The 26,680-nt window shown below is 72.8% G+C and carries 20 protein-coding genes and 1 pseudogene; 3 read left to right on the plus strand and 18 right to left on the minus strand.

The features are described from left to right. From FEF34_RS05845 to FEF34_RS05925, 17 genes and pseudogenes are all read right to left on the minus strand, one after another. Positions 1–849 carry a TatD family hydrolase gene (locus tag FEF34_RS05845; RefSeq protein ID WP_138052159.1) on the minus strand — a complete coding sequence of 283 codons (849 nt, stop codon included), beginning with the start codon at positions 847–849 and terminating at the stop codon, positions 1–3. After that, the gene (locus FEF34_RS05850) at positions 849–1,475 is read right to left on the minus strand and encodes an EboA domain-containing protein (RefSeq protein WP_138052160.1); all 627 of its coding nucleotides are present in this window, start codon (positions 1,473–1,475) and stop codon (positions 849–851) included. The genes FEF34_RS05845 and FEF34_RS05850 overlap by 1 nt, the downstream gene beginning before the upstream one ends. Further along, positions 1,463–2,329, minus strand: a complete 867-nt coding sequence (locus FEF34_RS05855) for a sugar phosphate isomerase/epimerase family protein (RefSeq protein ID WP_138052161.1) — start codon at positions 2,327–2,329, stop codon at positions 1,463–1,465. Before FEF34_RS05855 ends, FEF34_RS05850 begins: the two co-directional genes overlap by 13 nt. Further along, on the minus strand, positions 2,326–3,414 hold the full coding sequence (locus FEF34_RS05860; RefSeq protein ID WP_138052162.1) for an SCO3242 family prenyltransferase: 1,089 nt from the start codon (positions 3,412–3,414) through the stop codon (positions 2,326–2,328). Before FEF34_RS05860 ends, FEF34_RS05855 begins: the two co-directional genes overlap by 4 nt. Then, positions 3,411–4,535 (minus strand): inositol-3-phosphate synthase, encoded by a 1,125-nt coding sequence (locus FEF34_RS05865; protein ID WP_138052163.1) that lies wholly within the window; start codon positions 4,533–4,535, stop codon positions 3,411–3,413. Before FEF34_RS05865 ends, FEF34_RS05860 begins: the two co-directional genes overlap by 4 nt. Before the next feature lie 92 nt (positions 4,536–4,627). Continuing rightward, positions 4,628–8,341, minus strand: coding sequence for a ThuA domain-containing protein (locus tag FEF34_RS05870; RefSeq protein WP_138052164.1), 3,714 nt, complete (start codon positions 8,339–8,341; stop codon positions 4,628–4,630). Between the two features lie 290 nt (positions 8,342–8,631). Then, the gene (locus FEF34_RS05875) at positions 8,632–9,636 is read right to left on the minus strand and encodes a sugar phosphate isomerase/epimerase family protein (protein WP_138052165.1); all 1,005 of its coding nucleotides are present in this window, start codon (positions 9,634–9,636) and stop codon (positions 8,632–8,634) included. Positions 9,637–9,745: 109 nt separating this feature from the next. Then, complete coding sequence (locus FEF34_RS05880; protein ID WP_138052166.1) at positions 9,746–10,969, minus strand: Gfo/Idh/MocA family protein; 1,224 nt, start codon at positions 10,967–10,969, stop codon at positions 9,746–9,748. 43 nt (positions 10,970–11,012) lie between these two features. Next, positions 11,013–12,059, minus strand: coding sequence for a substrate-binding domain-containing protein (locus FEF34_RS05885; protein WP_138052167.1), 1,047 nt, complete (start codon positions 12,057–12,059; stop codon positions 11,013–11,015). A 92-nt stretch (positions 12,060–12,151) separates the two neighbouring features. Continuing rightward, positions 12,152–13,174: an ABC transporter permease gene (locus tag FEF34_RS05890; protein WP_138052168.1), complete on the minus strand. Its 1,023-nt coding sequence runs from the start codon at positions 13,172–13,174 to the stop codon at positions 12,152–12,154. Then, positions 13,171–14,661, minus strand: coding sequence for a sugar ABC transporter ATP-binding protein (locus FEF34_RS05895; protein ID WP_138057308.1), 1,491 nt, complete (start codon positions 14,659–14,661; stop codon positions 13,171–13,173). Before FEF34_RS05895 ends, FEF34_RS05890 begins: the two co-directional genes overlap by 4 nt. 159 nt (positions 14,662–14,820) lie before the next feature. Beyond that, complete coding sequence (locus FEF34_RS05900) at positions 14,821–16,002, minus strand: ROK family transcriptional regulator (protein ID WP_138052169.1); 1,182 nt, start codon at positions 16,000–16,002, stop codon at positions 14,821–14,823. 199 nt (positions 16,003–16,201) lie between these two features. Beyond that, positions 16,202–16,501, minus strand: coding sequence for a hypothetical protein (locus FEF34_RS05905; RefSeq protein ID WP_138052170.1), 300 nt, complete (start codon positions 16,499–16,501; stop codon positions 16,202–16,204). A 264-nt stretch (positions 16,502–16,765) separates the two neighbouring features. Continuing rightward, positions 16,766–19,354, minus strand: coding sequence for a SpoIIE family protein phosphatase (locus FEF34_RS05910; protein WP_138052171.1), 2,589 nt, complete (start codon positions 19,352–19,354; stop codon positions 16,766–16,768). 252 nt (positions 19,355–19,606) lie between these two features. Beyond that, positions 19,607–19,691, minus strand: a pseudogene (locus FEF34_RS44170) (GntR family transcriptional regulator); the annotation flags it as partial. A gap of 88 nt (positions 19,692–19,779) precedes the next feature. Further along, the gene (locus FEF34_RS05920; protein WP_138052172.1) at positions 19,780–20,724 is read right to left on the minus strand and encodes a beta-ketoacyl-ACP synthase III; all 945 of its coding nucleotides are present in this window, start codon (positions 20,722–20,724) and stop codon (positions 19,780–19,782) included. Between the two features lie 162 nt (positions 20,725–20,886). After that, positions 20,887–21,243 carry a VOC family protein gene (locus FEF34_RS05925; RefSeq protein WP_138052173.1) on the minus strand — a complete coding sequence of 119 codons (357 nt, stop codon included), beginning with the start codon at positions 21,241–21,243 and terminating at the stop codon, positions 20,887–20,889. Between the two features lie 216 nt (positions 21,244–21,459). On the opposite strand from FEF34_RS05925, the gene fdhD reads away from it, so the two are divergent. Further along, the gene (gene fdhD, locus FEF34_RS05930; protein ID WP_138052174.1) at positions 21,460–22,299 is read left to right on the plus strand and encodes a formate dehydrogenase accessory sulfurtransferase FdhD; all 840 of its coding nucleotides are present in this window, start codon (positions 21,460–21,462) and stop codon (positions 22,297–22,299) included. Positions 22,300–22,360: 61 nt separating this feature from the next. Here the strand turns inward: fdhD and FEF34_RS05935 are convergent, their stop codons facing one another. Continuing rightward, positions 22,361–23,389 (minus strand): bile acid:sodium symporter family protein, encoded by a 1,029-nt coding sequence (locus FEF34_RS05935; RefSeq protein WP_138052175.1) that lies wholly within the window; start codon positions 23,387–23,389, stop codon positions 22,361–22,363. 124 nt (positions 23,390–23,513) lie between these two features. Here FEF34_RS05935 and FEF34_RS05940 point away from each other — a divergent pair, with 124 nt between their 5' ends. Both FEF34_RS05940 and FEF34_RS05945 read left to right on the plus strand, forming a co-directional pair. Further along, complete coding sequence (locus FEF34_RS05940) at positions 23,514–24,401, plus strand: LysR substrate-binding domain-containing protein (RefSeq protein WP_138052176.1); 888 nt, start codon at positions 23,514–23,516, stop codon at positions 24,399–24,401. 380 nt (positions 24,402–24,781) lie between these two features. Further along, the gene (locus tag FEF34_RS05945) at positions 24,782–26,581 is read left to right on the plus strand and encodes an AMP-dependent synthetase/ligase (protein WP_138052177.1); all 1,800 of its coding nucleotides are present in this window, start codon (positions 24,782–24,784) and stop codon (positions 26,579–26,581) included. Positions 26,582–26,680: the final 99 nt, after the last annotated feature.

Consider the following 26,680-nt stretch of genomic DNA (forward strand, 5'->3'; position numbering starts at 1 on the left):
TCATTCCCCGCCGCGGAGGATGGAGTTGCCCTCGTGCAGGGCCTGGGGCGGGGGCACGTCGAGCTGGAGGCGGCCGCTCTGGCCGTAGAAGGCGACGGGGTTGCGCCAGAGCACCCGGTCGACGTCGTCCTCGGTGAATCCGGCGGCGAGCATCGCGTCGGCGGTCTTCCGGGTCTTGAGGGGGTCGCTTCTGCCCCAGTCGGCTGCGGAGTTGACGAGGACGCGTTCGGTGCCGTGGTCCCTGAGGACGGCGACCATGCGGTCCTCGTCCATCTTGGTGTCGGGGTAGATGGAGAAGCCGAGCCAGCAGCCGCTGTCGGCGGCGGCCGCGACGGTGGTCTCGTTGAGGTGGTCGAGCAGGATCCGTTCGGGGGCGAGGGCGGATTCGCGGACGGCGTCGATGGTGCGGTGCAGGCCGGCGAGTTTGTCGCGGTGGGGGGTGTGGACGAGGGCGGGCAGTCCGTGGTCTGCGGCGAGCTGGAGCTGGGCGGCGAGGGCGGTGTCCTCCTCGGGGGTCATGGAGTCGTAGCCGATCTCGCCGACGGCGACGACGTTGTCCTTTTCGAGGTAGCGGGGAAGTGCGTCGAGGACCGGGCGGCAGCGGGAGTCGTTGGCCTCCTTGGGGTTGAGGGCGATGGTGCAGTGGTGGGCGATGCCGTACTGGGCGGCACGGAAGGGTTCCCAGCCGAGGAGGGAGTCGAAGTAGTCGAAGAAGGAGGCGGGTGAGGTGCGGGGCTGGCCGAGCCAGAAGGACGGTTCGACGAGGGCGCGGACACCGGCGTCGTACATGGCCCGGTAGTCGTCCGTGGTGCGGGAGGTCATGTGGATGTGCGGGTCGAAGATGCGCATCAGGACTCCTCCGTGGGGGACGTCAGGGCGAGGACGCGATCGAGGTCGGCGGGGACGGGCCGGCCGGCGGCGGTGCGTTCGGCCGCGTAGTCGGTGAGCATGCGGGCGAGTTCGGTGTCGCCGTGGGCGCGGAGCGCGAGGCCGTCGGCGGTGTCGACGGGCACCCCGGTGAAGAGGCACTTGAGGAGGGCGTGGCGCCAGGAGTGCGGGGGGAGGTGGCGGGACGCGTAGGGGCCGACGGCGGCGGCGACGAGGCGCGTGTCGTGGGTGCGCAGTGCGTCCTCGACGAGGGGGATGCCGTCGGCAGGGTCGGGGGCGAGGTGGTGGAGGGCGAGGAGGACCGCGCGGCGTTCGGCGGCGGTGCCCTGCTGGTAGAGGCGGGTGAGGGTGGTGGCGTCGGCGCGGGCCGCGTGGAGGAGGTGGGTGCGGACGGAGTCGGCGTGTTCGCTTCCGCAGCGGCGGCCGGCGGAGGCGAAGCGGGTCTCCCATGCGGGAACGGCGTGGGGAGTGGTGGGGTCCTGGGAGGCGGCCGCGGACCGGGCGGCTTCGGCGAGGGCTGCGTGGAGCCAGGCCCGGGCGGCGCCGTCGAGGCGGGTGTCGAGTTCCTCGAGGGTCACGATCGCCATGTCGGCGCTCCTTCGGTGGGAATGCGGGGGCGGAGGAACTCGATGGATCGGCGGGCGAGTTCAGGCCCCGCGTGGGAGTGGCGGGGCAGTTCGACGACGGCCAGTCCCCGGTAGCCGGTGGCGGCGAGTGCGTCCAGGACGGGAGGGAAGTCGATCTCGCCGTCCCCGAAGGGGAGGTGTTCGTGGACGCCGCGGCGCATGTCCTCGATCTGCACGTGCCGCAGCCAGGGTGCGGCCTGTGCGACGCAGTCGGCGGGCGGGGCGGGTTCCAGGCACTGGCAGTGGCCGATGTCGAGGGTGAGGCCGAGGGGTTCGGGGTCGCCGAGGCGGGCACGGAGGTGGTGGAAGTCGGCCAGGGTGGCGAGGAGGTGGCCGGGTTCGGGTTCGATCGCGAGGGGGACGCGGACGCCGGCTGCGGCCTCCAGTACGGGGGTGAGGGCGGTTACCAGGCGTCGCCACGCGGTGTCGGGCGAAGTGCCGCGGGGTGTGGTGCCGCTGAAGCAGTGCACGGCGTGGGCGCCGAGGTCGGCGGCGACCTGCACGGCCCGGAGGAGGAGGCCGACGCGGGCGGTGCGGGCGCCGATGTCCGGGTCGAGGAGGGACGGTCCGTGTTTGTGGCGCGGGTCGAGTACGTAGCGGGCGCCGGTCTCGACGGTGACCTCGAGCCCGAGATCGGCGAGGCGGCGGGCGAGGCGGCGGGTGCGTGCGCCGAGGTCGGGGGCGAGGGGGTCGAGGTGCATGTGGTCGAGGGTGAGGCCGACGCCGTCGTACCCGAGGTCGGCGAGGAGGACGAGGGCGTCGTCGAGGCGCAGGTCGGTGAGGCCGTTGGTTCCGTAGCCGAGGCGCAGGCTCATGTGGGGCTCACCTTCCGGGCGAGTCGGCGGGCGAGGGGGCCGAGACCGAGGAGGGCGAGTCCGGCGGCGGGTGCTCCGGCGCGGGCGGTCAGGGCGGCCTGCAGCGGGATCATGGCGCGGATGCCGGCGCCGACGGCGCGCTGGGTGAGGGCCGGGGACGGGTTGAGGGCGGCGTGGAGGAGCGTGGCGAGGGTGGTTCGGCCGTAGACGAGGCCGGCGAGTGCGACGGGCAGCCGCCCTGCGGGGGGCCGGCCACGGGCGGCGGCCGTGTGCGGCGTGTGTCGGACGGTGGTGGCCGTGATGGTGAGGGTGGTCGCGAGTGCGGCGAGGGGCGCGGTGGTGGAGCCTCCCCGGGTCTCGTGGCGGGACACGGTGGTGACGGCGTACGTGTGGGCCGCGAGGAGTCCGGCGTGCGGGAGTGCGGCGCGCAGGGCGGGGGTGCTGCCGGGGCGGCCGGCCGCCGCGCCGAGAAGGAGGTCCAGGGCGCGGGCGGAGGCCATGGCGGCGGGGCCGGCGGTCGTGTGCTTGAGACGCAGGTCGTAGGCCCAGACCGTGGTGGCGAGGGTGGTGGCGACGGTGAACGGGGCACGGCCCGCGCGGGCGGCGAGCACGAGTCCGGCGGCGGTCAGGGCGCCTGCGGCGGTCAGGGCGGCGGCGGGGCTGATGCGGCCCGACGGGATGGGCCGGTGGGGGCGGTCGACGGCGTCCTCGTCCCGGTCGCTCCAGTCGTTGAGAGCCATGCCCGCTTCGTAGAGGCAGAGGGAGGTGGCGATGGCGAGTAGAGTGCGGCGCCCGGGGCGCGCGCCGGTGGCCGCGGCGCCGGCGAGAGCGTCGCCGGGGACGGTGAAGAGGGCGGACACGCGCAGCAGTTCGGCCCAGGCGGCGAGCCGCCCGGCAGGCGCGGTGTGCGGACCGTCGGTGTGCGGGCGGTCGGCGGGCGTTGAGCCGGAGTGCGAGCCGTCGACGGACGACGAACCGGTACGCGGACCACCGGAGTGCGAGCCGTCGACGGACGACGAACCGGTACGCGGACCACCGGTGGCTCCCGGTGCCGGGGGGACGGCCGGGGAGCGGCGAGGCGTCATCGGGTGGTTCCGAGGCGGTCGGCGAAGGCGAGGAGGGTCGCGTACTGGTCGGCGAGGGCCGAGGGGGCGGTGGGGTCGGGGTCCTTGAAGTAGAAGGCGAGTTGAGGGAGGGGTCCGGAGAGGCCGGCTTCGTGGGCGCGGGCGGCGAGGCGGGCGAGGTCGAGGACGAGCGGGGCGGCGAGTGCGGAGTCGCAGCCCTGCCAGGTGGTCTGGAGGACCATGCGGGTGCCGAGGAAGCCGTCGAAGGCGATGTGGTCCCAGGCGGTCTTCCAGTCGCCGAGGGCGGAGACGTCGTCGATGTGGACCTCGCCCTCGGGGATGGCGCCGAGGGTGTCGGTGAGGACGCGTTCCTTGCCCGCGTTCTTCGCGGCGGCGGCCGCGGGATCGGCGAGGGCCGCTCCGTCGCCGCCGCCGAGCAGGTTGGTGCCCGACCATGCCCGTACGGTCAGGGCTCGCTGGACGAACATGGGGGCGAGCACGGAGCGGAGGAGCGTCTGGCCGGTCTTGCCGTCGCGGCCGGCGTGGGGAAGTCCGGCGCTGCGGGCGGCGTCCTCGAGGGGCCCGGTGCGCAGCCCGGTGGAGGGGGTGAAGTTGACGTAGGGGCTTCCGGCCTGGATGGCTGCGGCGGCGTAGAGGGAGCTGGCGGGCAGGCGTGCGGAGCCGGGCGCGGGGGCCGGTTCGGTGGAGGCGACGTTGACGACGACGGCGCGGTCGAGGTCGTGGCGCCGGACGAAGGCGGTGATGTCGGCGGCGAAGGCGGTGACGAGTTCGGCGTCGGTGCGGGTGTCGCCGGGGAGGGGACCGCCGGTACGGATCTCCTCGTCGGCGGCGGTGAGTTCGGCCCGCAGGGCGACGGGCAGTCCGTGGGGCAGGACGCCGCCGCCGGCGAGCTGCTCGGCGCGTTTGGGCAGGGGGCAGGCGGTGGTGTCGTGGCCGCCGAAGACGAGGGATGACAACGATGGCAGACCAGCCGCGGCGAACGGCGGCGTTTCCGTCACCATGCCGGTGGCCGGGTGGAGTCCGGCGGTCACGGCCGCGCATCCGGTGATCGCTGTGGTGGCGACGGAGCCGCGGGCTCCGACCAACCAGACCCCGGTGCGGCGTTCGTCGGTGTTCGTCACGGGCTGCCTCCCTGCGTGCTGTGGCGGGGCGGCGGGCGGGGGTACGGCGTCTCCCCGCCCGCCGCCGGCTTGTGGGTCCGGCAGGTGCCGCCCTACGACGACGAGGGCAGTTCCTTGAGCCGGATGTTGCGGAAGGACACCTGGTCGTCGGCTCCGTGGTTCTGGATGCCGATGTGGCCGTCCCTCAGGCTGCGTGCCGGGTCGGTGTTGGTGAAGTCGTTGATCTTCGCTCCGTTGAGGAAGACCGGGAGCCGTTCACCCTGGACCTTGATCTCGTAGCTGTTCCACTGGCCGGGGGGCCGCAACACCCGGTCGCGGGCCCTGAGGTCGGCCGACCTGAACCCGTAGACGGCCCCGGTGGTGCGGTCGGGGGCGTCGGTGGCGTCGATCTGGATCTCGTAGCCGTTGTTCACGGCCGACCAGGGGTCGTCGGAGGCGGGGAAGCCGACGAAGACCCCGGAGTTGTCGTCGCCGTCGAGTTTCCAGTCGAGCTTGAGGGAGTAGGACTTCAGCTCCTTGGCCTGGTACCAGAGCATGCCCATGCCGTCCACGGTGCGCAGTTCGCCGTCGACGACGCCGAACGTGCCGGGTCCGGCCTGCTTCCAGCCTTCGAGGGTGTGGCCGTTGAACAGGTCGCGGTAGCCGGTGGCGGGCTTGCAGTCGGCGTCGGCCTGGCCGGAGGCGTAGCGCAGTCCGCCGAGGAGATGCTGCCGGAAGGCGGGCTCGGCGTAGGACTCCTCGGTGTGTCCGCCGCCGGTGTAGAAGGCGCGGCCGCCCCGGTAGGTCTGGCACCAGGCGATCGGGTGGTCGCCCTTCATGTTGCCGCCCTGGTAGGTGGTCTCGTCCAGGGTGGCGAGGATGCGGGCCCGGCCGCGCGGGTTGGTGCGGTAGTTGTACCACTCGTCGGTGCGTTCCCATGCCTCGTCGAGGTGGGAGGTGGCCGGGTGGTCGTGGTCCTCGACGCGGACGGTGGCCTTCTGGATCTGCGGGTGGGAGTGGAAGCGGGCGCCGACGAGCCCGCCGTAGAACGTCCAGTCGTACTCGGTGTCGGCGGCAGCGTGGACGCCCATGTAGCCGCCGCCGGTGGCGATGTAGTTTTCGAAGGCCTTCTGCTGGTCGGCGTCCAGGACGTCGCCGGTGGTGGAGAGGAACACGACGGCGTCGTAGCGGGCGAGGTTGGCGGTGGTGAACTGGCCGGCATCCTCGGTGGCGTCGACGGTGATGTTGTCGGCGGTGCCGAGTTCCTTCAGTGCGGCGATGCCGGACGGGATGGAGTCGTGGCGGAAGCCGGCGGTCCTGGAGAAGACGAGGACGCGTTCGGCGGTGCGGTCGACGGGGCTGCTGGAGAGTTCGAAGTCGTCGACGTCGTAGAGGGCTCCGGCTCCGCCCTTGAAGACGAGGAACAGTTCGGTGGTCTTCCCGGGTACGGCGCGCAGCGCCACGTCGATGTCCTGGAAGGTCTCCCAGCCGCCGGTGACCGGTACGGGGGCTGAGCCGAGGAGGGTACCGCCTGCGGAGCCGGTGCGGACCTCGAGGAAGCCGCCGGCGCCGCCGGAGGAGACACGGGCGGTGAGCTTAGTGGTGCCGGTGAGGTTGTAGGGCTTGAAGGAGATCCAGTCGCCGTCGTGGACGTCGCCGACGGTCCTGCCGCCGTTGGCGGGAGCCTTGTCGATGACGCTGATGCCCCACTGGGCGGTGAAGTGCTCGGCCTGGCGGTGGCGGGGCTGGAGCTGTGCCTGGTCGTGGCCGGTGAGGGCGGCCTGGCCGCCGCCTCCGCCGTCGGTGTACTCGGCGTCGAGGACGCCGAAGATGTTGGCGTTGGGGTCGTGTCCGCCGTCGGCGGAGGTCTTGATGGAGCCGGTACAGCCGTTGGCGGAGGTCACGGGATGGCCGTGGCTGTCGTGGCCGAGGATGTAGGTGACCTTGACCTTGCCGCAGTCGACGGTGCCGTCCTCCGGGTCGGTGACGTTCACCTCGAAGGGGATCTCGTCGCCGAAGCCGAACAGGGCTCCCTCCGCGGGGACCTCGAGAGTGACCTTGGGTACGGTGTTGCCGACGACGACCTGGACGCCGGCGGAACCGGTGCGCCCGGTGGGATCCTTGGCGGTGACGGTGGCGGTGTAGGTGCCGTTCTTGCGATAGGTGTGGGTGGGGTCGGTGGCGGTGGAGGTGCCGCCGTCGCCGAAGTCCCAGCTGTACGTGAGGGGGTCGCCATCGGCGTCGGTGGTGCCGGCCGAGGAGAACGCGACGCGGAGGGGGGCCTTGCCGGAGGTCTGGCCGGCGGTGGCCTCGGCGACGGGTGAGCGGCCGCCCGTGGCGTTCTCGATGCGGTAGAGGGCGGAGTGCTCGTCGCCGCCGAACCAGGCGGTGCCGTAGTCCAGGACGTAGAGCGCGCCGTCCGGGCCGAAGCTCATGTCCATGATCTGCGTCCCGGTCCAGGGGACGGGGCTGATGGACCGGACGGCGCCGTCGGCGCCGTGCTCGATGCGCTTGATCCAGCGCCGCCCGAACTCGCCGGCGAAGAAGTCGCCGTCGTAGGCCTCGGGGAACTTCACCGGGGAGTCGAGGTCCGGGTCGTAGTGGTAGACGGGTCCGCCCATGGGGGATTCGGAGCCGGTGCCGAACTCGGGGACCGAGCCGCCGTCGTAGGGGATCCATGCGGGTTCGGCGGGCGGGAGATCGACCAGGCCGGTGTTGTGCGGCGAGTCGTTCCTGGGGGCGGCGCAGTCGTACGTCGCGCCGGACGCCTTGGTGGCGAAGTCGTAGTCGACGTAGGGGTCGTTGTCGCCGGTGCAGAACGGCCAGCCGAAGTTGCCGGGTTCGGTGATGCGGGCGAACTCGACCTGTCCGGCCGGTCCGCGCCCGGGGTCGGCGGCTCCGGCGTCGGGCCCGTACTCGCCGACGTAGGCGACGCCGGTCCTCCTGTCGACGCTGAAGCGGAACGGGTTGCGGAAACCCATCGCGTAGATCTCGGGCCGGGTCCTGGCGGTGCCCGGGGCGAAGAGGTTGCCGTCGGGGACGGTGTAGGTGCCGTCGTCGGCGACCTTGATGCGGAGGATCTTTCCGCGGAGGTCGTTGGTGTTGCCGGAGGTGCGGCGGGCGTCGTAGGCCGGGTTGCGGTCGGGGCGTTCGTCGATGGGGGTGTAGCCGTCGGAGGCGAACGGGTTGGAGTCGTCGCCGGTCGACAGGTACAGGTTGCCCTGGGCGTCGAAGTCGATGTCACCGCCGACGTGGCAGCAGATGCCGCGGGTGGCGGGGATGTCGATGACCTTCTTCTCGCTGGCGTTGTCGAGCGTGCCGTCGACCTTGAGTACGAAGCGGGAGAGCCGGTTGACGCCTTCGTACGCGGCGAAGTCGGCGGCGGTGCCCTCGTCGGGGGCGTCGCCGGCGGGGGTGTCCAGCGGGGGCGCGTAGTAGAGGTAGATCGCCCGGTTCCGGGCGAAGCCCGGGTCTACGCCGACGCCCTGGAGGCCTTCCTCGTCGTGCGCGTAGACGGGGACGGTGCCGATGACGCGGGTGCTGCCGGCGGCGTCGGTCATGCGCAGCTCGCCGTCGCGGGAGGTGTGCAGGACGCCGCGGTCGGGTAGTACGGCGAGCGACATGGGCTCGCCGACCTCGGGTTCGCCCTTGGCAAGGGTCACCTGCTGGAACTCCTCGGCCGCGGCGGGTGCCGCGGCGTTCGCGGGCGCGAGGGCGCCGACGGGGGCGGCGAGGGTGAGGGAGGTCGCGGCGAGCAGGCCGCCGGTGAGGAGCGCGAGGCCCTTTCTGACACGGGTTCGTCGCGCTCCGGGCCGTTGTGTGTGCACGTGTGTCCTCCGGAATGAACGGTCGGACGGGCGGGTGGTGCTGCCGTGCGGAAGGTCCGGGGACCGGCGTGCGCCGTCACGCTGGTCGTGTCACTCGTTCGGGATGCGGGCCGCACCTCAGGACTGTGTCCTGTACACCTCAGGGACGGTAGCGGTGTTCGTCCAGCACCGTAAGCCCTTGCGTGACAGGGAAGTTGAACTTCTTCCCGCATCAGGACAAAGCCGTTGCCGGGCAGGCCGGACCGCCCGGTGGCGGATGCCGCCACCGGGCTCCGACCTGCGCTAACGAGCTAGTCGCTACCTCCGAAGGCCGCATCGAAGGACGCCGACGGCGGGTCGAAGTCGTACCGCTTCAAGCTGGCAAGCGCTTCCGGCGCGCCCGTCAGCCGGTCCATTCCGGCGTCCTCCCACTCGACGGACACCGGCCCTTCGTAGCCGATGGAGCGGAGCATCCGGAACACGTCCTCCCAGGGCACGTCGCCGTGGCCGGCGGACACGAAGTCCCAGCCGCGCCGCGGGTCGCCCCAGGGGAGGTGGGAGCCGAGGCGGCCGTTGCGGCCGTCGAGGCGGGTGCGGGCCTCCTTGCAGTCCACGTGGTAGATCCGGTCGCGGAAGTCGTAGAGAAAGCCGACCGGGTCGAGGTCCTGCCAGACGAAGTGGCTGGGGTCGAAGTTCAGCCCGAACGCCGGACGTCGGGCCACGGCCTCCAGCGCGCGGTGCGTGGTCCAGTAGTCGTAGGCGATCTCGCTCGGATGGACCTCGTGGGCGAAGCGCACCCCTTCGGCGTCGAAGACGTCGAGGATCGGGTTCCAGCGTGCGGCGAAGTCCTCGTAGCCGCGTTCGACCATCCGCTCGGGCACCGGGGGGAACATGGCGACCAGATGCCAGATCGACGAGCCGGTGAAGCCGACGACGGTGCGGACGCCGAAGGCGGCCGCGGCCCGTGCGGTGTCCTGCAGTTCGCGGGCCGCACGGCGCCGGACCCCTTCGGGCTCGCCGTCGCCCCAGATCCGGGCGGGCACGATCGCCTGGTGCCGCTCGTCGATCGGGTCGTCGCAGACGGCCTGGCCGACGAGGTGGTTGGAGATCGCCCAGCACTTCAGCCCGTACTTGTCGAGCAGCGCCCGCCGCCCGTCCAGGTACGAGGGATCGGCGAGGGCCTTGTCGACCTCGAAGTGGGCTCCCCAGCAGGCGAGTTCGAGACCCTCATAGCCGAAGTCGCGGGCGAGCCGGCAGACCTCCTCCAGGGGCAGGTCGGCCCACTGGCCGGTGAACAGGGTGAAGGGACGGGGCACGGCGAGGACCTCCTCGGACGGCGACCCGCGGACCGGCGGTCCGCGGACCGGGCACACCGGCGGGGAGCACCCCCCGGGCTCCCCGCCGGTGTGCGGGCTGGGCGGGGCGTCAGACGGCGGACGCCGGGACGGGGGTGTAGACGGCGTTCCTCGCGGCGCTCTCCTCCACGGCGGCGAGCACCCGCTGCACCCGGAGTCCGTCGGCGAACGACGGTGCCGGTGCGGTGTTCCCGGCGGCGACGGCGTGCACGACGTCGCGCGCCTGGTGCACGAAGGTGTGCTCGTAGCCGAGGGCGTGGCCGGGCGGCCACCACGCCTCCAGGTAGGGGTGACCGGGTTCGGTGACGAGGATCCGTCGGAAGCCGGCCGACGCGGCGGGTTCGGTGTGGTCGTGGAAGGACAGTTCGTTGAGGCGCTCGAGGTCGAAGGCGAGGGAGCCGCGTTCGCCGTTGATCTCCAGCCGCAGCGCGTTCTTGCGGCCGGCGGCCATCCGGGTCGCCTCGAAGGAGGCCAGCGCCCCGGAGGCGAGCCGCCCGGTGAACAGGGCGGCGTCGTCGACGGTGACCGGGCCGCGCCGGTCGGCGCCGGTGGCGGACGGTCCCGTGGAGGCAGCGGCGAGCAGCGGCCGTTCACGGACGAAGGTCTCGGTGAGCGCGGACACCCCGACCAGAGGCTCGCCCGCCAGGTACTGCGCGAGGTCCACGGCGTGCGCGCCGAGGTCGCCGAGCGCCCCGGAGCCCGCGTGCTCGCGCTCCAGCCGCCAGGTCAGCGGGAAGTCGGGGTCGACGAGCCAGTCCTGGAGGTACGTGACCCGCACATGACGGAGCGCGCCGAGCCGGTCGTCGGCGATCAGCCGGCGGGCGTACGCGACGGCGGGCACCCGCCGGTAGTTGAAGCCGACCATGGCCACCTGGCCGCGCGCGGCGGCCGCTTCGGCGGCGGCCACCATCGTCTCGGCCTCGGCGACCGAGTTGGCCAGCGGCTTCTCGCACAGGACGTGCTTGCCCGCCGCCAGGGCGGCGACGGCGATCTCCGCATGGCTGTCACCCGGGGTGCAGACGTCGACCAACTGCACGTCGTCCCGGGTCACCAGGGCCCGCCAGTCGGTCTCCGCCGCCGCCCAGCCGTGCTTGGCGGCGGCGGCCCGGACGGCGACCGCGTCACGGCCTCCGATCGCGGCGAGGACCGGCCGCAGCGGCAGGTCGAAGACGCGCCCCGCGGTGCGCCAGCCCTGTGAGTGGGCGGCGCCCATGAACGCGTATCCGACCATGCCGACGCCGAGTGCCGGCGGTGCGGCCTCGCCGTCGCTGTCCCTCTGTACCTTGCCGGCCATACGGGTTCCTCCTCGTCGGTTGCTCGGTGGGGGCGGCGGAACGTCAGTTGAAGCCCGTGGGCAGGTACTGGTCGACGTTGTCCTTGGTGACGACGGCCGAGTAGAGGGTGACGGAGGCGGGGATCTCCAGTTCGGCCATGCCGCCGACGCCCATGCCCTGGCCGAGGGCGCGGGCGAGGTCGATGGCGGAGGCGGCCATCGTCGGCGGGTAGAGGACGGTCGCCTTCAGCACGCCGTTGCCGGCCTTGATGGCGTCCATGGCGGACTTGGCGCCGGCGCCGCCGACCATCAGGAAGTCGTCCCGGCCTGCCTGCTGGACGGCCCGCAGGGCGCCCACGCCCTGGTCGTCGTCGTGGTTCCACAGCGCGTCGAACTGCTTCTGCGCCTGGAGCAGCTGGGCCATCTTGGCCTGGCCTGACTCGACGGTGAACTCGGCGGCCTGGCGGGCGACCTTGCGGATGTTGGGGTAGTTCCTGAGGGCGTCGTCGAAGCCCTGGGTGCGCTGCTTGGTGAGTTCCAGGTTGTCCATCCCGGCGAGCTCGACGACCTTGGCGTCGGGCTTGTCCTTGAGCTGTTCGCCGATGAAGCGGCCCGCGTTGAGGCCCATGCCGTAGTTGTCGCCGCCGATCCAGCAGCGGTAGGCCTGTGGTGAGGCGAAGACGCGGTCCAGGTTGACGACGGGGATGCCGGCCTTCATGGCCTGCAGTCCGACCTGGGTGAGGGCCTTGCCGTCGGCCGGCAGGATCACCAGGACGTCGACCTTCTTGTTGATGAGGGTCTGGATCTGGCCGATCTGGGCGGCGGTGTCGTTGGAGCCCTCGGTGATCTCCAGGGTGACGTCCGCGTACTTCCCGGCGCGCTGCCTGGCGTTGGCGTTGATGGCCGCGAGCCAGCCGTGGTCGGCCTGCGGGCCGGCGAAACCGATGGTGACCGGCGCGCCGGGCGTGGCGTCGGCGGCGGGGGCGTTGCCGGTGGCCGTGCCGGCGTTCTTCGGCTCGTTGCTGGTGCAGGCGGTGAGGAGGGCGCCCGCGGAGACGGCGGCGGTGCCGAAGAGCAGTCCTCTGCGGCTGGTGGCGGGGATTTCAGGCATGGCGGTTCAACCCCTCTGGGATCGGGCGTGCGGGTGGGCCGGGAGGTGCCGGGCGGAGGTGGGGCGGGAGTGGGGAGGTCAGCGGCGCGGTGTCACGCCTCGCCGTCGCGCAGGGTGCCGCGCTGGACCAGGACGGCGGCCACGATGATCGCTCCCTTGGCGATCTGCTGGACGGCGCTCTCCAGGTTGTTGAGGGCGAAGATGTTGGTGATGGTGGTGAACACGAGGACGCCGAGGACGGAGCCGACGATGGTGCCGCGGCCACCGCTGAGCAGGGTGCCGCCGATGATCGCCGCGGCGATGGCGTCGAGTTCGTAGAGGTTGCCGTTGGTGTTCTGGCCGGATCCGGAGAGGACGACCAGCAGGAAGGCCGCGATGCCGCAGCACAGTCCGGACAGCAGGTAGAGGTGGAGCCGCTGGCGGCGTACGTCGATGCCGGCGAGCCGGGCCGCCTCGGCGTTGCCGCCGACGGCGACGGTGCGCCGTCCGAAGGTCGTCCGGTTGAGCAGCAGCCAGCCGAGGACGGTGACGGCGGCGAAGACCAGTACCAGCGGCGGGAGGCCGAGGAGGTAGGAGTCGGGGACGCCGAGGTCCAGCACCGGCTGGACGGTCACGATCTGCGTCCTGCCGTCGGTGATCTGCAGGGCGAGACCGCGGGCCGAGGCGAGCATGGCGAGGGTCGCGATGAACGGCACCATCCCGCCGTAGGCGATGAGCAGGCCGTTGACCAGTCCGCAGGCGACGCCGACGACGATCGCCGTGAACAGGACGCCCGCGAAGCCGTACTCCTGGGTGGCGAGGGTGGTCGCCCACACGGACGCGAGGGCGACGATCGCGCCGACGGACAGGTCGATGCCGCCGCTGGTGATGACGAAGGTCATGCCCACGGTGACGACGCCGATGACGGACGCCTGGGTGAGCACCAGTTGGAGGTTGGAGGTGTCCAGGAAGGTGTCGGGCCTGGTGATGCCGCCGACCGCGACGAGCACGGCGAGGACGCCGAGGAGCGAGAGGTTGCGGACGTCGGCGCGCAGCCCCAGAGCGGGCCGGGCGCTCTTGGCGGCCGGGGGCGTGACCGCGGGCGGCGGCGGGGCCTCGGAGGCGGGCTGCGTCATGAGCTCGGGCTCCCTTCCATGACGAGGTCGAGTACGCGGTACTCGTCCAGCTCCCCGGCGGGCGCCGTGTGGACGACGCGGCCTTCCCGGAGCACCAGCACCCGGTCGGCGAGGCCCAGCACTTCGGGGATCTCGCTGGAGACGAGGAGGACGGCGAGTCCCTCGTCGGCGAGCCCGCGGATGACGGCGTAGAGCTCGGCGCGGGCGCCGACGTCGACGCCGCGGGTGGGTTCGTCGAGGAGCAGGACGCGGCAGCCGCGCAGCAGCCAGCGGGCGAGGACGGCCTTCTGCTGGTTGCCGCCGGACAGGGTGCGGATCCGGGCGTCGGGGTTGTCGGGCCGCAGCGACAGCTCCCGGGTGGCCCGCCGGGCGTCGCGGCGTTCGGCGCCGCGGTCGAGCCAGCCGCCCCGGGAGAAGCGGGAGAGGGAGGACACCGACACGTTGCGGGTGACGGACTCGAGCATCAGCAGGCCCTGGGCCTTGCGTTCCTCGGGGGCGAGGCCGAGGCCGGCGCGTACGGCGGAGCGTACGCTGCCGGGTTTGAGGGGGCGGCCGCCGACGGTGACGCGGCCGGTGGTGGGCTTGCGGGCCCCGTAGACGGTCTCCAGGATCTCGGAGCGTCCGGAACCGACGAGTCCCGCGAGGCCGAGGATCTCCCCCGGGCGCAGTTCGAGGTCGACGGGTGCGAACTCGCCGTCGCGGCTGAGGCCTTCGACGCGGAGCACGGGGTCCGCCCGGGGCGGGGCCGCGGGGCGGCCGGGGAAGGCGTACGCGACGTTACGGCCGGTCATCATGGCAACGATGTCGCGCGTGGGGGTGTCCTTGGCGGGCAGTCCCCCGGCGACGGCGCGGCCGTCCTTGAGGACGGTGACCCGGTCGCCGATGCGGCGTATCTCCTCCAGGCGGTGGGAGATGTGGACGACGGCGACACCGTCGGCGGTGAGGTCGGCGACGATGCGGAAGAGGTTGCCGGTCTCGTCGGGGTCGAGGGCCGCGGAGGGTTCGTCCATGACGATGAGGCGTACGTCGTGGGAGAGGGCGCGGGCCATGGAGACGATCTGCCGCTGGGCGGCGGAGAGGCTGCCGACGCGGCGGCCGGGATCGATCTCGGGGTGGCCGAGGCGGCGCAGCAGCGCGGTGGCGGCGCGGCGGGCCTCGCGGCCACGGACGACGAACCCGGCGGCGGTGGGTTCATGGCCGAGGAAGACGTTCTCGGCGACCGACAGGCCCTCCACCAGGTCGAGTTCCTGGTAGATGGTGGCGATGCCGAGGCGCATGGCGGCGATGGGCGACTTGAGCGCGACGGGTTCGCCGCGCCAGGTGATCCGTCCGTCGTCTGGCTGGTGGGCTCCGGCGAGGACCTTGATGAGGGTGGACTTGCCGGCGCCGTTCTGGCCGAGGAGGCAGTGGACCTCGCCGGCCTGGACGTCGAGGTCGACGCCGTCGAGGGCGCGGACGCCGGGGAACGACTTGGTGATGCCGGACATCGTGAGCAGCGGCGGTACGGACGGGTCCTGAGGTGCGGGCGGTGCGGGTGGTTCTGGTGCCATGGCGTGTCCCCTCGGCGGGTGCGGCCGGTGAGCGGGCAGGGTGGAACCAGGTGCGTGGTGCCGTGGTGCCTTGCGGGACCGACCGGTCCGGGCGGATCAGGCCGGGGAGAACAGGTGGTCGCTGATGAGCCGGGCCGCGCCGATCACTCCGGCGGTGGGGCCCAGTTCGCCCAGCACGATGGGGAGGTTTCCGGTGGCCAGCGGCAGGGACTGCCGGTAGACCTGGGTGCGGACGCTGGCGAGCAGGGTGTGGCCGAGACCGGTGACACCGCCGCCGATCACGACCAGCCCGGGGTTGAAGAAGCTGACGAGCCCGGCGATGACCTGGCCGAGGCGGTTGCCGCCCTCGCGGATCAGGTCGAGTGCGGTGGGGTCGCCCGCGGCGGCCGCGGCGGCGACGTCGGCGGCAGTGAGGCGGCTCGCGGTCTCCAGCCGCGCGGCGAGTTCGGGCGACTGTCCGGTGCGGGCCGCCTCCTCGGCGTCGCGGGCGAGTGCCGCGCCGCTGAAGTGGGCTTCCAGACAGCCCCTGTTGCCGCAGGCGCAGGCCCGTCCGCCGGCCTCGACCCGGATGTGGCCGATGTCGCCGGCGCTGCCTGTGGTGCCGCGGTGGACCTCGCCGCCGACGACGATGCCGCAGCCGATGCCGGTGCCGATCTTGATGCAGAGGAAGTCGCCGACTGAGCGGGCGACGCCGGCGTGCTGCTCCCCCATGGCCATCAGGTTCACGTCGTTGTCGACCATGACGGGGCAGCCGAGTTCCTGGCTGAGGGCCTCTCGGACCGGGAAGCCGTCCCAGCCCGGCATGATCGGCGGTGCGACGGGGACGCCTTCGGGGTAGCGGACCGGTCCGGGTACGCCGATGCCGGCGCCGTCGAAGCCTTCGGCGAGGCCGGAGACCTTCAGTTTGGCGGCCATCGCGAGGACCTGCTCGAAGACGGCGACCGGGCCCTCGCGGACGTCCATCGGCTGGTTGAGGTGGCCGAGGACCTCCAGTTCGGCGTTGGTGACGGCGACGTCGACGGAGGTGGCGCCGATGTCGACGCCGAGGAAGCGCAGACTCGGGGCGAGACGGATGTTGTGGGAGCGGCGGCCGCCCCGGGAGGCGGCGAGGCCGTCGGCGACGACCAGTCCGGTCTCCAGCAGCCGGTCGATCTCGACGGCGAGCTTGGAGCGGGAGAGCTCGACCCGGTCGCCCAGCTGGGCGCGGGAGTTGGGGCCGCCGTCGCGCAACAGCCTGAGCAGTCGCGCCTGATGCGCGTTGGCGGGTCGAGCCGTCATGCGTCTCACGCGCCCCTCCCCTCCCCTGGCCGTCGGCACGGGGGATCCCGGTCAGCCGTTTCGTCGGGCTTTCGAGGGGAAAGTAGCAGCGCTTTCCCCAGGGGGGAAGAAGTTGGGCAGCAATCCACCACACCTTTCTCCACACCCAGGACAAAGCCCGGGACGGATGGGCGAACGGGGCGCGGTCCGCGCGGCGCCGTCAGGGTTTGAGGTGGCTGAAGCCGACTTCGTAGCGGTCGACGGAGACGATCCGCTGGCCCTCCCTGCGGGCCGTGTCCACGCGGAGGCGGTCGGCCTTCTCCTCACTGGCCAGCATGGTCTCCTCGTCCTCCCACAGGGTCAGCGAGACGGACTTCCCCGTGGCCCGGTCGACGAACCAGTACACGCCGAGGAAACCGGGAAGCCCCCGGACCTGCTGGACGACCGTTTCCGCGTGTGCGGACAGGTCGCCCCCGGGGGGCACGGGCGACCCCTCGTACCTGCTCAGTCTGGCGAACATCGCAGCTCCCCTTCCCCGCGGCGGTGGCCGGGCGGTCGGCAGCCCCAGGACCAGCGTGCCCCGTCCTCCGGCCGCCCGCACGCCGCGGTGCCGGATCCCCGTGGGCGCCTGTGGCGCGCGGCCACGGGTCCGCTCGGGCCGCGGGGACGGAGGTCCGTCGCGGGTGGCGGCCCCGGGAACCGGTGGCCGGACTTGCCGACGGACCCCCGGCTCTGTGCGGAGCGGGGTGTACGGTCCTCGGCCGGACGCTGTGGATGAGCACCGTCACGGCCGTCCCGGGCCGCCGAGGGTGCGGTCCGTCTCCCGCTGCGACCAGCGGGCGGTGAGCAGCAGTGCGATGTCGTCCGGGCGGTCCGTGGCCTGGCGCGCCTCCCGGATCAGCCGGTCGGCGGTGTCGGCGATCGTGATCCGGCTGACCCGGCTGAGGGTGGCGCGCAGCCGCTCGACCCCGGCGTCGATGTCGGTGCCCGCCTCCTCGATCAGCCCGTCGGTGAAGAGGGCCAGCACCGCCCCCGGCTCCAGGGTGAGTTCGGAGACCGGGTAGTGCTCCTCCGCGTCGACGCCGAGGATGAGCCCGCCGGGCAGGTCGAGCACCTCGGTCGTACCGTCGGGCCCGCGCAGCAGCGGCTGGGGGTGCCCGGCGCGAACGGCCTGCGCGGTCCCGGTCGCCGGGTCGAGGAGCACGTAGCAGCACGTGGCGAACTGCGCCGGGTCCAGGTCGATGAGGAGCCGGTTGGTCCCGCTCATCACCTCGTCGGGTTCCCGGTCGGCGAGGGCGAACGCCCGTACCGCGCTGCGCAGCTGGCCCATGATGGCGGCGGCGGGGACGCCGTGGCCCTGGACGTCGCCGATGACGAGCGCGAGGCCGCGGTCCGTGTCGATGACGTCGTACCAGTCCCCGCCGACGTCCATGCCCTGCGTACCCGGGAGGTAGCGGCCGACGGTCTCCACGTCCTTGATGACGGGCAGCCGGTGCGGCAGCAGGGCGTCCTGGAGTCCGCGGGCCAGCGCGGACTCGCTGTCGTAGCGCTGGGCGCGTTCGAGGGCCTGCGCGATCAGTCCGGCGAGGGCGGTGAGGACGGTGCGTTCCTCGGGGGCGAAGCCGCGCGGGTGGTCGAATCCCAGGATGCAGGAACCGACGGGCCGGCCGGAGGCGATCAGCGGCAGGAAGGCACGTGCGCCGACGGAGGCGTCGATCGCGAGCCCGGGATAGGCCGCGGCCAGCTTGTCCATGGACTCGAAGAAGATGGGGCGGCCTGTGGTGAGGGTTTCCACACCGGGGATGCGGGCGTCGAGCCCGACCCCGTCGAAGGGCGCGAGGAAACCGGCCGGGAAGCCGGTCTCCCAGGCCAGGTAGAGATGGCGCTCGTGGAGGACGTAGATGGCCAGCTGCCGGCCGCCGAACGCGGGGAGCAGTTCCTCCGTGACGACCGCCGAGACCTGGCGCGCGGTGACGGCCTCGGTGAGGGCGATCGCGAGGGCGACCGGCCGGTACAGGGCGCTGGCGCGGTCGGCGGGCGAGGCGAAGGTACCCAGGCCCGCGCCGGGGAAACTGACGGAACCCGGTGTGTAGTCGGGGCGATCGGCGGCGGCGACGGTACCGGTCACCCCTTCGCGGCCGGGGAAGAGGGAGACGGTGATCCAGTCGTCCTCCTCGCGGCCGGCGCGGAACTGGACGGGCGTGTTCGCGAGCAGCACCGCCCGGTAGTGGTCCCAGTAGCCCGGGCGGTCGAGCCACGGCACGGCCTCCCACAGCACCCGGCCGACGAGCTGGTCGCGGGGCATCCCGATGAGGTCCTCGGCGCTGTGGTTGGCGTAGGTGATGCGGCAGGAGCGGTCGAGGGAGAACAGCCCGTCCGGGAGCCGGTCGCCGGCCTCTCCGGAGACCACTCCGGTGCCGAGGTCGATGAGGGACCCGGTGACACGGCGCGAGCCGATGCCGGGGGACGCCTGGACCGGGCGGCCGGTCAGTTCCACCAGGGACGGCGGGGCGTCGTCACGGCAGATCCGGATCCGGCGCACCACGGGGCGGCCGGTTTGGGCGGCCTCGCGGGCCACCGCCCACAGCTGGTAGGCGTCCTCCGGCGTGACGTGGGCGGTGAGCCCGCCGATGGTGCCGGTGAAGCCGGCGGGATCGACTCCGAGGATCGCGCAGAGCTCCTCGTCCGCGGTGAGCGCTCCGCTGCCGAGGTCCCAGTCGAACGTACCCATGCGCACGGGACGGGCCGTGGAGTCCGGTGCCTGGACGACGAAGGGCTCACCGTCCCAGCGGACGGGGGTGCCGTCGTGGTGGAGTTCGCCGAGAGCGGCGCCCAGCCGGGTCCCCGCGTCGGCGAAGCGCCGCCTGTCGGCCTCGGGGACCGGTTCCCCGGCGGTGGCGGGGCCCAGGGCCACCAGGACGCCGAAGCGCTCGTCGCCGCTTCTGACCGGCGCGTAGAGGGAGCTGAACGGGAACGGCAGACCCGCCATGAGCTGCGGGAAACGCCGCATGGCCTCTTCGCCGTCGGCGAGGTGGATGAGTTGGGAGCGGCGGTGGCACTCGGCCACGGGGAAGGGCCTGTTCACGTGCATGCGCCACCATGGGCGCATCAGGTCCCCGGGGAGTCCCACCACCACGGCGAGGCGCAGCAGACCGGGCGTCCGGCTGCGCAGATACACACCGCCGGCATGGCCCCCCACCGCGCCGATCGAGTGGACCGCGGCCTCGGCGAGCACCAGTCCGAGCTCGTCCAGGGGGTGGACCGCGCCGCTGCTCGTCTCGCGCTGCGGCCCGCGCTCCGTGCGCGCGCCGGGCCTGGCCGCGCCGTACCGGGTCACATAGAAAGGATGCGCCAGGGCCACAGGGGCGCGCACCTCAGGCCGCGGGCGGAGCGGACGCGTGGAATCCGGCCTCGTGCGCGTGGGCCGACCGCCGGCCTCGGACTGCTCCCCCGCGGATCGAGCGCCGGGCGCCGGTCCTCACCCTCGCGGACAGATCTCCGGGCTTCGGGGCTCGCGCTCGTGGCGGGTACGGCGGGTGCGTTCCGCGTGGCCGCGCATGGCCTCGGTCGCCCGGCGCTCTTCGCGTGCCGAGACGGCCGCGATCAGTTCGCGGTGCTCGATCCACGACTGCCTCGTACACCCGCTCGCGCAGCGGGCCCGGCCACTCCAGCCTGGGCACGGCTCCCCGCGGCAGTCCTGCGGGCGACATCGGCCTCCCCTCGGCCCCCGGCGCTGCGGGACGGCGATGGGCCGTCGTCCGCAGTCCACCGGGCGCGTCTCTCAGGGGCACGCGTCTCTCAGGGGCAGCGGACGACCTGGCCCGCGTACGACAGGTTTCCGCCGAACCCGAAGAGGAGCGCGGGCGCTCCCGACGGGATGTCGCCGCGTTCGAGCAGTCGGGCCAGGGCCATGGGGATCGAGGCGGCCGAGGTGTTGCCCGACTCGACGACGTCACGGGCCACGACGGCGTTCACCGCGCCGATCCGCTCGGCGACGGGCTCGATGATCCGCAGGTTGGCCTGGTGCAGTACGACGGCGGCGAGGTCCTCGGGCGCCACCGAGGCCCGTTCGCAGACCCGGCGGGCGATCGGTGGGAGCTGGGTGGTGGCCCAGCGGTAGACGGACTGGCCCTCCTGCGCGAAGCGGGGCGGAGTGCCCTCGATCCGCACCGCGTGCCCCATCTCCGGGACCGAGCCCCACAGCACGGGACCGATGCCCGCGTCGCGCTCGTCGCAGGCCTCCACCACCGCGGCGCCGGCCCCGTCGCCGACGAGGACGCAGGTGGTGCGGTCGGTCCAGTCGGTGACGGCGGACATCTTGTCGGCGCCGATGACGAGGGCCCGGACGGCGGAGCCGGCCCGGATCGCGTGGTCGGCGGTGGCCAGGGCGTGGGTGAACCCGGCGCAGACGACGTTGAGGTCCATGACCGCCGGGGAACCCATCCCGAGCCTGGCGGCGACGCGGGCCGCGGTGTTCGGGGAGCGGTCGGTCGCGGTCGAGGTGGCGACGAGGACGAGGTCGATGTCGGCGGGAGCGAGCCCGGCGGCGGCGAGGGCCTTCGCGGCGGCATGGGCGGCGAGTTCGTCCACCGGCTCTTCGGGGCCCGCGATGTGGCGCGTCCTGATGCCGACCCTGCTGGTGATCCATTCGTCGCTGGTGTCGACCGTCCGCGCCAGGTCCTCGTTGGTGAGTACCCGGGCGGGCCGGTGGTGCCCGAGCGCGGCGATACGAGTGCCGGTCATGCCCGGGCACCCCCTTTGTGTCGAGGTCAGGAGCCATCCAGTCTCGTCAGCGACCGGCGGGTAGGGGGGCGGGCGAACCGACAGGATTCACCCGCGCGGGTTGGAGGCTCCGCCCAGTCGGCGGCGCCCCGCGGCCGACTGGGCGGAGCCCGTGCCACGGGCTCAGAGCCCGGGCGGTTCGTGGATCCCGAAGGGCGAGCCCTGGTCGTCGCGGCAGAACCGGAAGCGGCCGAACCGCGTGACGCTGTCCTCCGCCTCGGCGTCGGGGCCCTCGACCGTGCCACCCAGTTCGACGATGCGTTCGAGCGCCGACGCCAGGTCGTCGACCTTGAAGAAGACGTACGGCACGGCTTCGGCGTCGGCCCCGTGCACCCCGCCGGGGACGGTGGGCGTGGTGACCGCGAAGCCGGTGCCGCCCGGCACGTCCTCGAAGGTCCAGCCGAAGAGGCCGCCGTAGAAGGTGCGGGCCTTCGTGGGGTCCTCGACGCCGAGTTCGAAGAACGAGATCTCCCCGGCCATCACTGACTCCTGTCGTCGGACGAGGGATGTCGCCGTCCACACTGCCGCACGCCTCGGCGAGGCGACGGCATGCGTCCGGCACGGCTGCCACCGCCCGTGCCGGACGCGGACGACCGTGCATGGACAATGAGATCGCCGCCGAACGCCTCGCGCACCCGCACGAGGCCGCGCGGCGCACCGCGCACGCTCCATCGCACAGAGTCGGGACTGATCACCATGGGACGGGTCACCGAGCGCCGCCGCACCATCCGGATCAGGAACGGGGCGGTGACCGCCCGGCCGGACACCCTCGTCGCCGAGGAACCACTGGAGATCCGGCTGAACGGCCGCCAGCTGGCGATCACCATGCGCACCCCGGGCGACGACTTCGCCCTCGCGGCCGGCTTCCTGGTCAGCGAGGGCGTGATCGGCTCCGCCTCGGAACTGCGGTCGATCGTGTACTGCGCCGGCGCCGGGGACGACGGCACCAACACCTACAACGTCGTCGACGTACAGCTCGCGCCCGGCGTCCCCGTCCCCGACATCACGCTCGAACGCAACGTCTACACCACGTCCTCGTGCGGACTGTGCGGCAAGGCCAGTCTCGACGCGGTGCGCACCATCGCCCGGTTCCCCGTCGCCGACACTCCCCCCGTCCGGATCGAGCCCGGACTGCTTTCCGTCCTCCCCGACCGGCTGCGAGCGGCGCAACGCGTCTTCGACCGGACCGGGGGCCTGCACGCCGCCGCGCTCTTCTCCGAGGAGGGCGAACTGCTCGACGTCCGCGAGGACGTCGGCCGGCACAACGCCGTGGACAAGCTGATCGGCCGCGCGGTGCGGGAGGACCTGCTGCCGTTGTCGCGAGTGATCCTGCTGGTGTCGGGCAGGGCGTCGTTCGAGCTGGCGCAGAAGGCGGTCATGGCGGGGATTCCGGTGCTCGCGGCGGTCTCCGCGCCGTCCTCGCTGGCCGTCGACCTGGCGACGGAGACCGGGCTGACCCTGGTCGGCTTCCTGCGAGGGCCGGACATGAACGTGTACGCGGGCGAGGAACGCATCGCCCTTCACTCGGGGGTGTGACGGAACCGGCCCGCGGGGAGCGCCCCACGCGCCGGCCGGGTGCTTGCCCGCGGGACGGGGCTCAGCGCGCGGAGACCCGGGCCGGGCCGGACCCGGTCGCGGCCCCCGCCGGCCGCGGGTCCGCCGCCCGCCGCCGGGCGATGACCGCGCAGACCATCAACTGCAGCTGGTGGAACAGCATCAGCGGCAGCACGGCCAGGCTCGCCTGTGCGCCGAAGAGGACGCTCGCCATCGGAAGCCCCGCGGCCAGGCTCTTCTCGGAGCCGGCGAACTGGATGGCGACCCGGTCCGCGCGGCCGAAGCCGAGGCGCTTCGGCCCGTACCAGGTGAGTGTGAGCATCACCGCGAGGAGCACCGCCTCGACGAGCAGCAGCGCGCCCAGCCGCACCGGGGTGACCTGGTGCTGGATGCCGGAGACCATGCCCTGGCTGAACGCGGTGTAGACGACCAGCAGGATCGAGCCGCGGTCGACGATGCCCAGGAGCCGGCGCCGGCGCGCGAGGAAGCCCGCGATCCGGCGGCGCAGCAACTGCCCCGCCAGGAACGGCACCAGCAGCTGGAGCACGGTCCTCAGCAGCCCGTCCGCCGAGAGGCCGCCGGCACCGCTGCCGAGCAGCAGGGCGGCCAGCAGCGGGGTGAGCACGATCCCGGCCAGGCTGGAGAAGGACCCCGCACAGATCGCCGCGGGGACGTTGCCCCGGGCCATCGAGGTGAAGGCGATCGAGGACTGGATCGTCGACGGCACCAGGCACAGGAAGAGCAGCCCGTCGTGGAGCGACGGGGTCAGCACGGCGGGGACGAGACCACCCGCGGCGAGGCCCAGCAGCGGGAAGACGACGAAGGTGGCGGCCAGCACCGTCGCGTGGAGCCGCCAGTGCCGCAGCCCTTCCAGGGCCTCCCTGGCCGACAGCCGGGCTCCGTAGAGGAAGAAGAGCAGGGCGACGGCCCCGGTGGAGGCCCCGCCCGCGACGGTGGCCGCGGTTCCGGAGGCGGGGAGCAGCGCCGCGAGGAGCACGGTGCCGAGCAGCGTGAGCACGTACGGATCGACCGGCAGCCGGAACGGCGCCCGGAGGGAGGTGCGGCGGCTCATGTGCTCCACTTGCTCTCGGTACGGATCACGCCCTCTCCATGGTCCACACCCACCGGGTGATCGGGAATCCCGTACACCGCTCTGACTGTCATCATGTTTCGCGATGAGCGGCTAGCATGGGGGCGTGTACGATCCCGGCCTGCTGCGGACGTTCCTCGCCGTGGCGCAGACCCTGAGCTTCACCCGGGCGGCGAGCCGGCTGGGCGTGCGGCAGTCGACCGTCAGCCAGCACGTGCGTCGGCTCGAGGAGGCGGCGGGGCGGCAGCTGTTCACCCGGGACACCCACAGCGTGGAGCTCACCGAGGACGGCGAGGCGATGCTGGGCTTCGCCCGGACCATCCTGGAGGCGCACGAACGGGCGGCCGCCTTCTTCACGGGCACCCGGCTGTGGGGCCGGCTCCGCTTCGGCGCCTCCGAGGACTTCGTGTTGACCCGCCTCCCCGAGATCCTGGAGTCGTTCCGCCGCGACCATCCCGAGGTCGACCTGGAACTGACCGTCGAGCTGTCCGGCACGCTGCACGAGCAGCTGGGGGCGGGCCGGCTGGACCTCGTCCTCGCCAAGCGCCGCACGGGCGGCACCCACGGCGACCTGGTATGGCAGGACGCGCTGACCTGGATCGGCGCGCCTCAGCTGCGGCTGGACCCGGAGCGTCCGGTGCCGCTGATCGTGTTCCCACCGCCCGGCATCACCCGGGCCCGGGCGCTGGAGGTGCTGGAGGCGCACGGCCGGGCGTGGCGCATCGCCTGCACGAGCGGGAGCCTGAGCGGCCTGGTCGCGGCGGCGCGTGCGGGGCTGGGCGTGATGGCCCATACGCGCGGGCTGATCCCGCCCGGTCTGGCCCCGGTCCCGGCCCGTGCGGGGCTGCCGGAGCTGGGGGGCGTGGACTTCGTCCTGCTGCACGGCCACCGGGCCGGCGCGCGCCACGGAACCCGGGAGGCGGCGGACGCGCTCGCCGCCGCGATCCTCGCCGGCGTCGACCGGCTGCACCACCCGGCGGACGGCACGCGCTGACCCGGAACCCTGACGGCGGGCAGGCGCAGGACGGCCGGCAGCCACCACCGGCGCCCGGCGCCGGAAGCAAAGGAGCCCGGTGCCGGGCGGGAACCTCCGAACTCATCCGCGGACACCCAAACCGGACACAGAAGGCAGACCGGGGCGTGTTCACCGCGTACAGATTCGGTGCAGATTCGTGCGAGTGTCGCTTACTCTTCAGTCAGAACACCGTCCGGCCACAACGAGGTTGGCCGAATCCACGCGGTTGACCAGCGTCGATGCGGAATGTACCGAGTTGCTGAAGGCTCTCCCGCACGAACGCCCGGTGGGGTACCGTCACCGGCGCTGTGCGGAGCGCCACAAGGAGCAGGTCATTGCGTGAGTTCACGGTTCCCCCCTTGGCGACGGCACCCCCTGTCGGCGGGCTGGCGGATGCCGTGTTCGACCACGCCCGGACCGACCCAGGCCGGGTGGCCCTCGGCCGCAAGGACGACGACGGCGCGTGGCACGACGTGACGTCCGCCGACTTCCGTGACGAGGTGCTCGCGCTCGCCAAGGGGCTGCTCGCCCAGGGGGTGAGGTTCGGCGACCGCGTCGCGATCATGTGCCGCACCCGGTACGAGTGGACGCTGTTCGACTTCGCGTTGTGGGCGGTGGGCGCCCAGTCCGTACCGGTCTACCCCACCTCGTCCGCCGAGCAGGTCCTGTGGATGATGCACGACGCCGAGGTCTCGGCCTGCATGGTCGAGCACGAGGACCACGCCATGACGGTCGGCTCGGTCATCGACCGGCTGCCGCACCTCAAGCGGCTGTGGCAGCTCGACCAGGGGGCCGTCGACGAACTCTTCGCGGCGGGCGCGCACATCGACGACGACGTGGTGCACCGGCACCGCAGAGCCGTGACCCCGGAGTCCATCGCCACGGTGATCTACACCTCGGGCACCACCGGCCGGCCCAAGGGATGCGTACTCACGCACGCCAACTTCATGTACGAGACCGAGACTCTCGTCGGCCGCTGGGAGCCCGTGTTCCACTCCGAGCCGGGAGACGAGGCCGCGACGCTCCTCTTCCTTCCGCTCGCACACGTCTTCGGCCGGATGGTGGAGGTCGCGGCGATCCTGGGGCGGGTCAAGCTGGGCCACCAGCCGGTGCTCCAGGCCACCGCCCTGATCGCCGACCTCGCCTCGTTCCGGCCGACGTTCATCCTGGCCGTCCCGTACATCTTCGAGAAGGTCTTCAACGCCGCGCGGCGCAGGGCGGAGGCAGCGGGCAGGGCCGGGCCGTTCGACAAGGCCGTCGACGTGGCGGTGCGGTACGCGGAGGCCGTGGAGCACCGCGCGTTCGGCCTCGGCCCCGGCCCGTCGGCGAGCCTGCGCCTGCAGCACCAGTTCTTCGAGAAGGTCGTCTACGCCAAGGTCCGGGAGGCCATGGGCGGCCGGGTGCGGCACGCGATGTCCGGCGGTTCGGCCATGGACCGCGGCCTCGGGCTGTTCTTCGCGGGCGCCGGAGTCACCGTCTTCGAGGGTTTCGGCCTGACGGAGTCCTCCGCCGCGGCCACCGCGAACCCCCCGGAGCGCACCAAGTACGGCACGGTCGGGCAGCCGATCCCCGGCACGACGGTGCACATCGCCGAGGACGGCGAGGTGTGGTTGCACGGACCGCAGGTCTTCTCCGGCTATCTCAACGACCCCAAGGCCACGGACGCAGTCCTCAAGGACGGCTGGCTGGCCACCGGGGATCTCGGGGCCCTGGACGAGGACGGCTATCTGACGATCACCGGGCGGAAGAAGGAGATCCTGGTGACGTCCGGCGGCAAGAGCGTGTCGCCGATCGGCCTGGAGGAGCGGGTGCGGGCACACCCGCTGGTGGCCCAGTGCATCGTCGTCGGCAACGACCGCCCCTACATCGCGGCGCTGGTCACCGTGGACCACGAGGCCGTCGAGCACTGGCTGGCGATGCGCGGCCGGCCGCCGATGAAACCGGCGGAGCTGGTACGCGACCCGGACCTGGAAACGGAGATCCGGCGGGCGGTGGTGGCGGCCAACACGCTCGTGTCGCAGGCCGAGTCCATCCGCACCTTCCGGATACTGGCGCATCCGTTCAGCGAGGAGCACGGGCTGCTGACGCCGTCGCTGAAGCTGAAGCGCAAGGCGATCGAGACCGCGTACGCGACCGAGGTGGACGCGCTGTACCGCTGAGACGCGCCGGGAACGGGGACGTCCGTGGCGGGGAGCAGGGTCTGTGGCGGGACGGCTGCTCGGGGGCGCCCGACGGCGCCTGCCCCGGGTCACAAGGGG

Origin of the sequence: Streptomyces marianii (assembly GCF_005795905.1) — a bacterium.
Lineage (GTDB): Bacteria > Actinomycetota > Actinomycetes > Streptomycetales > Streptomycetaceae > Streptomyces > Streptomyces marianii.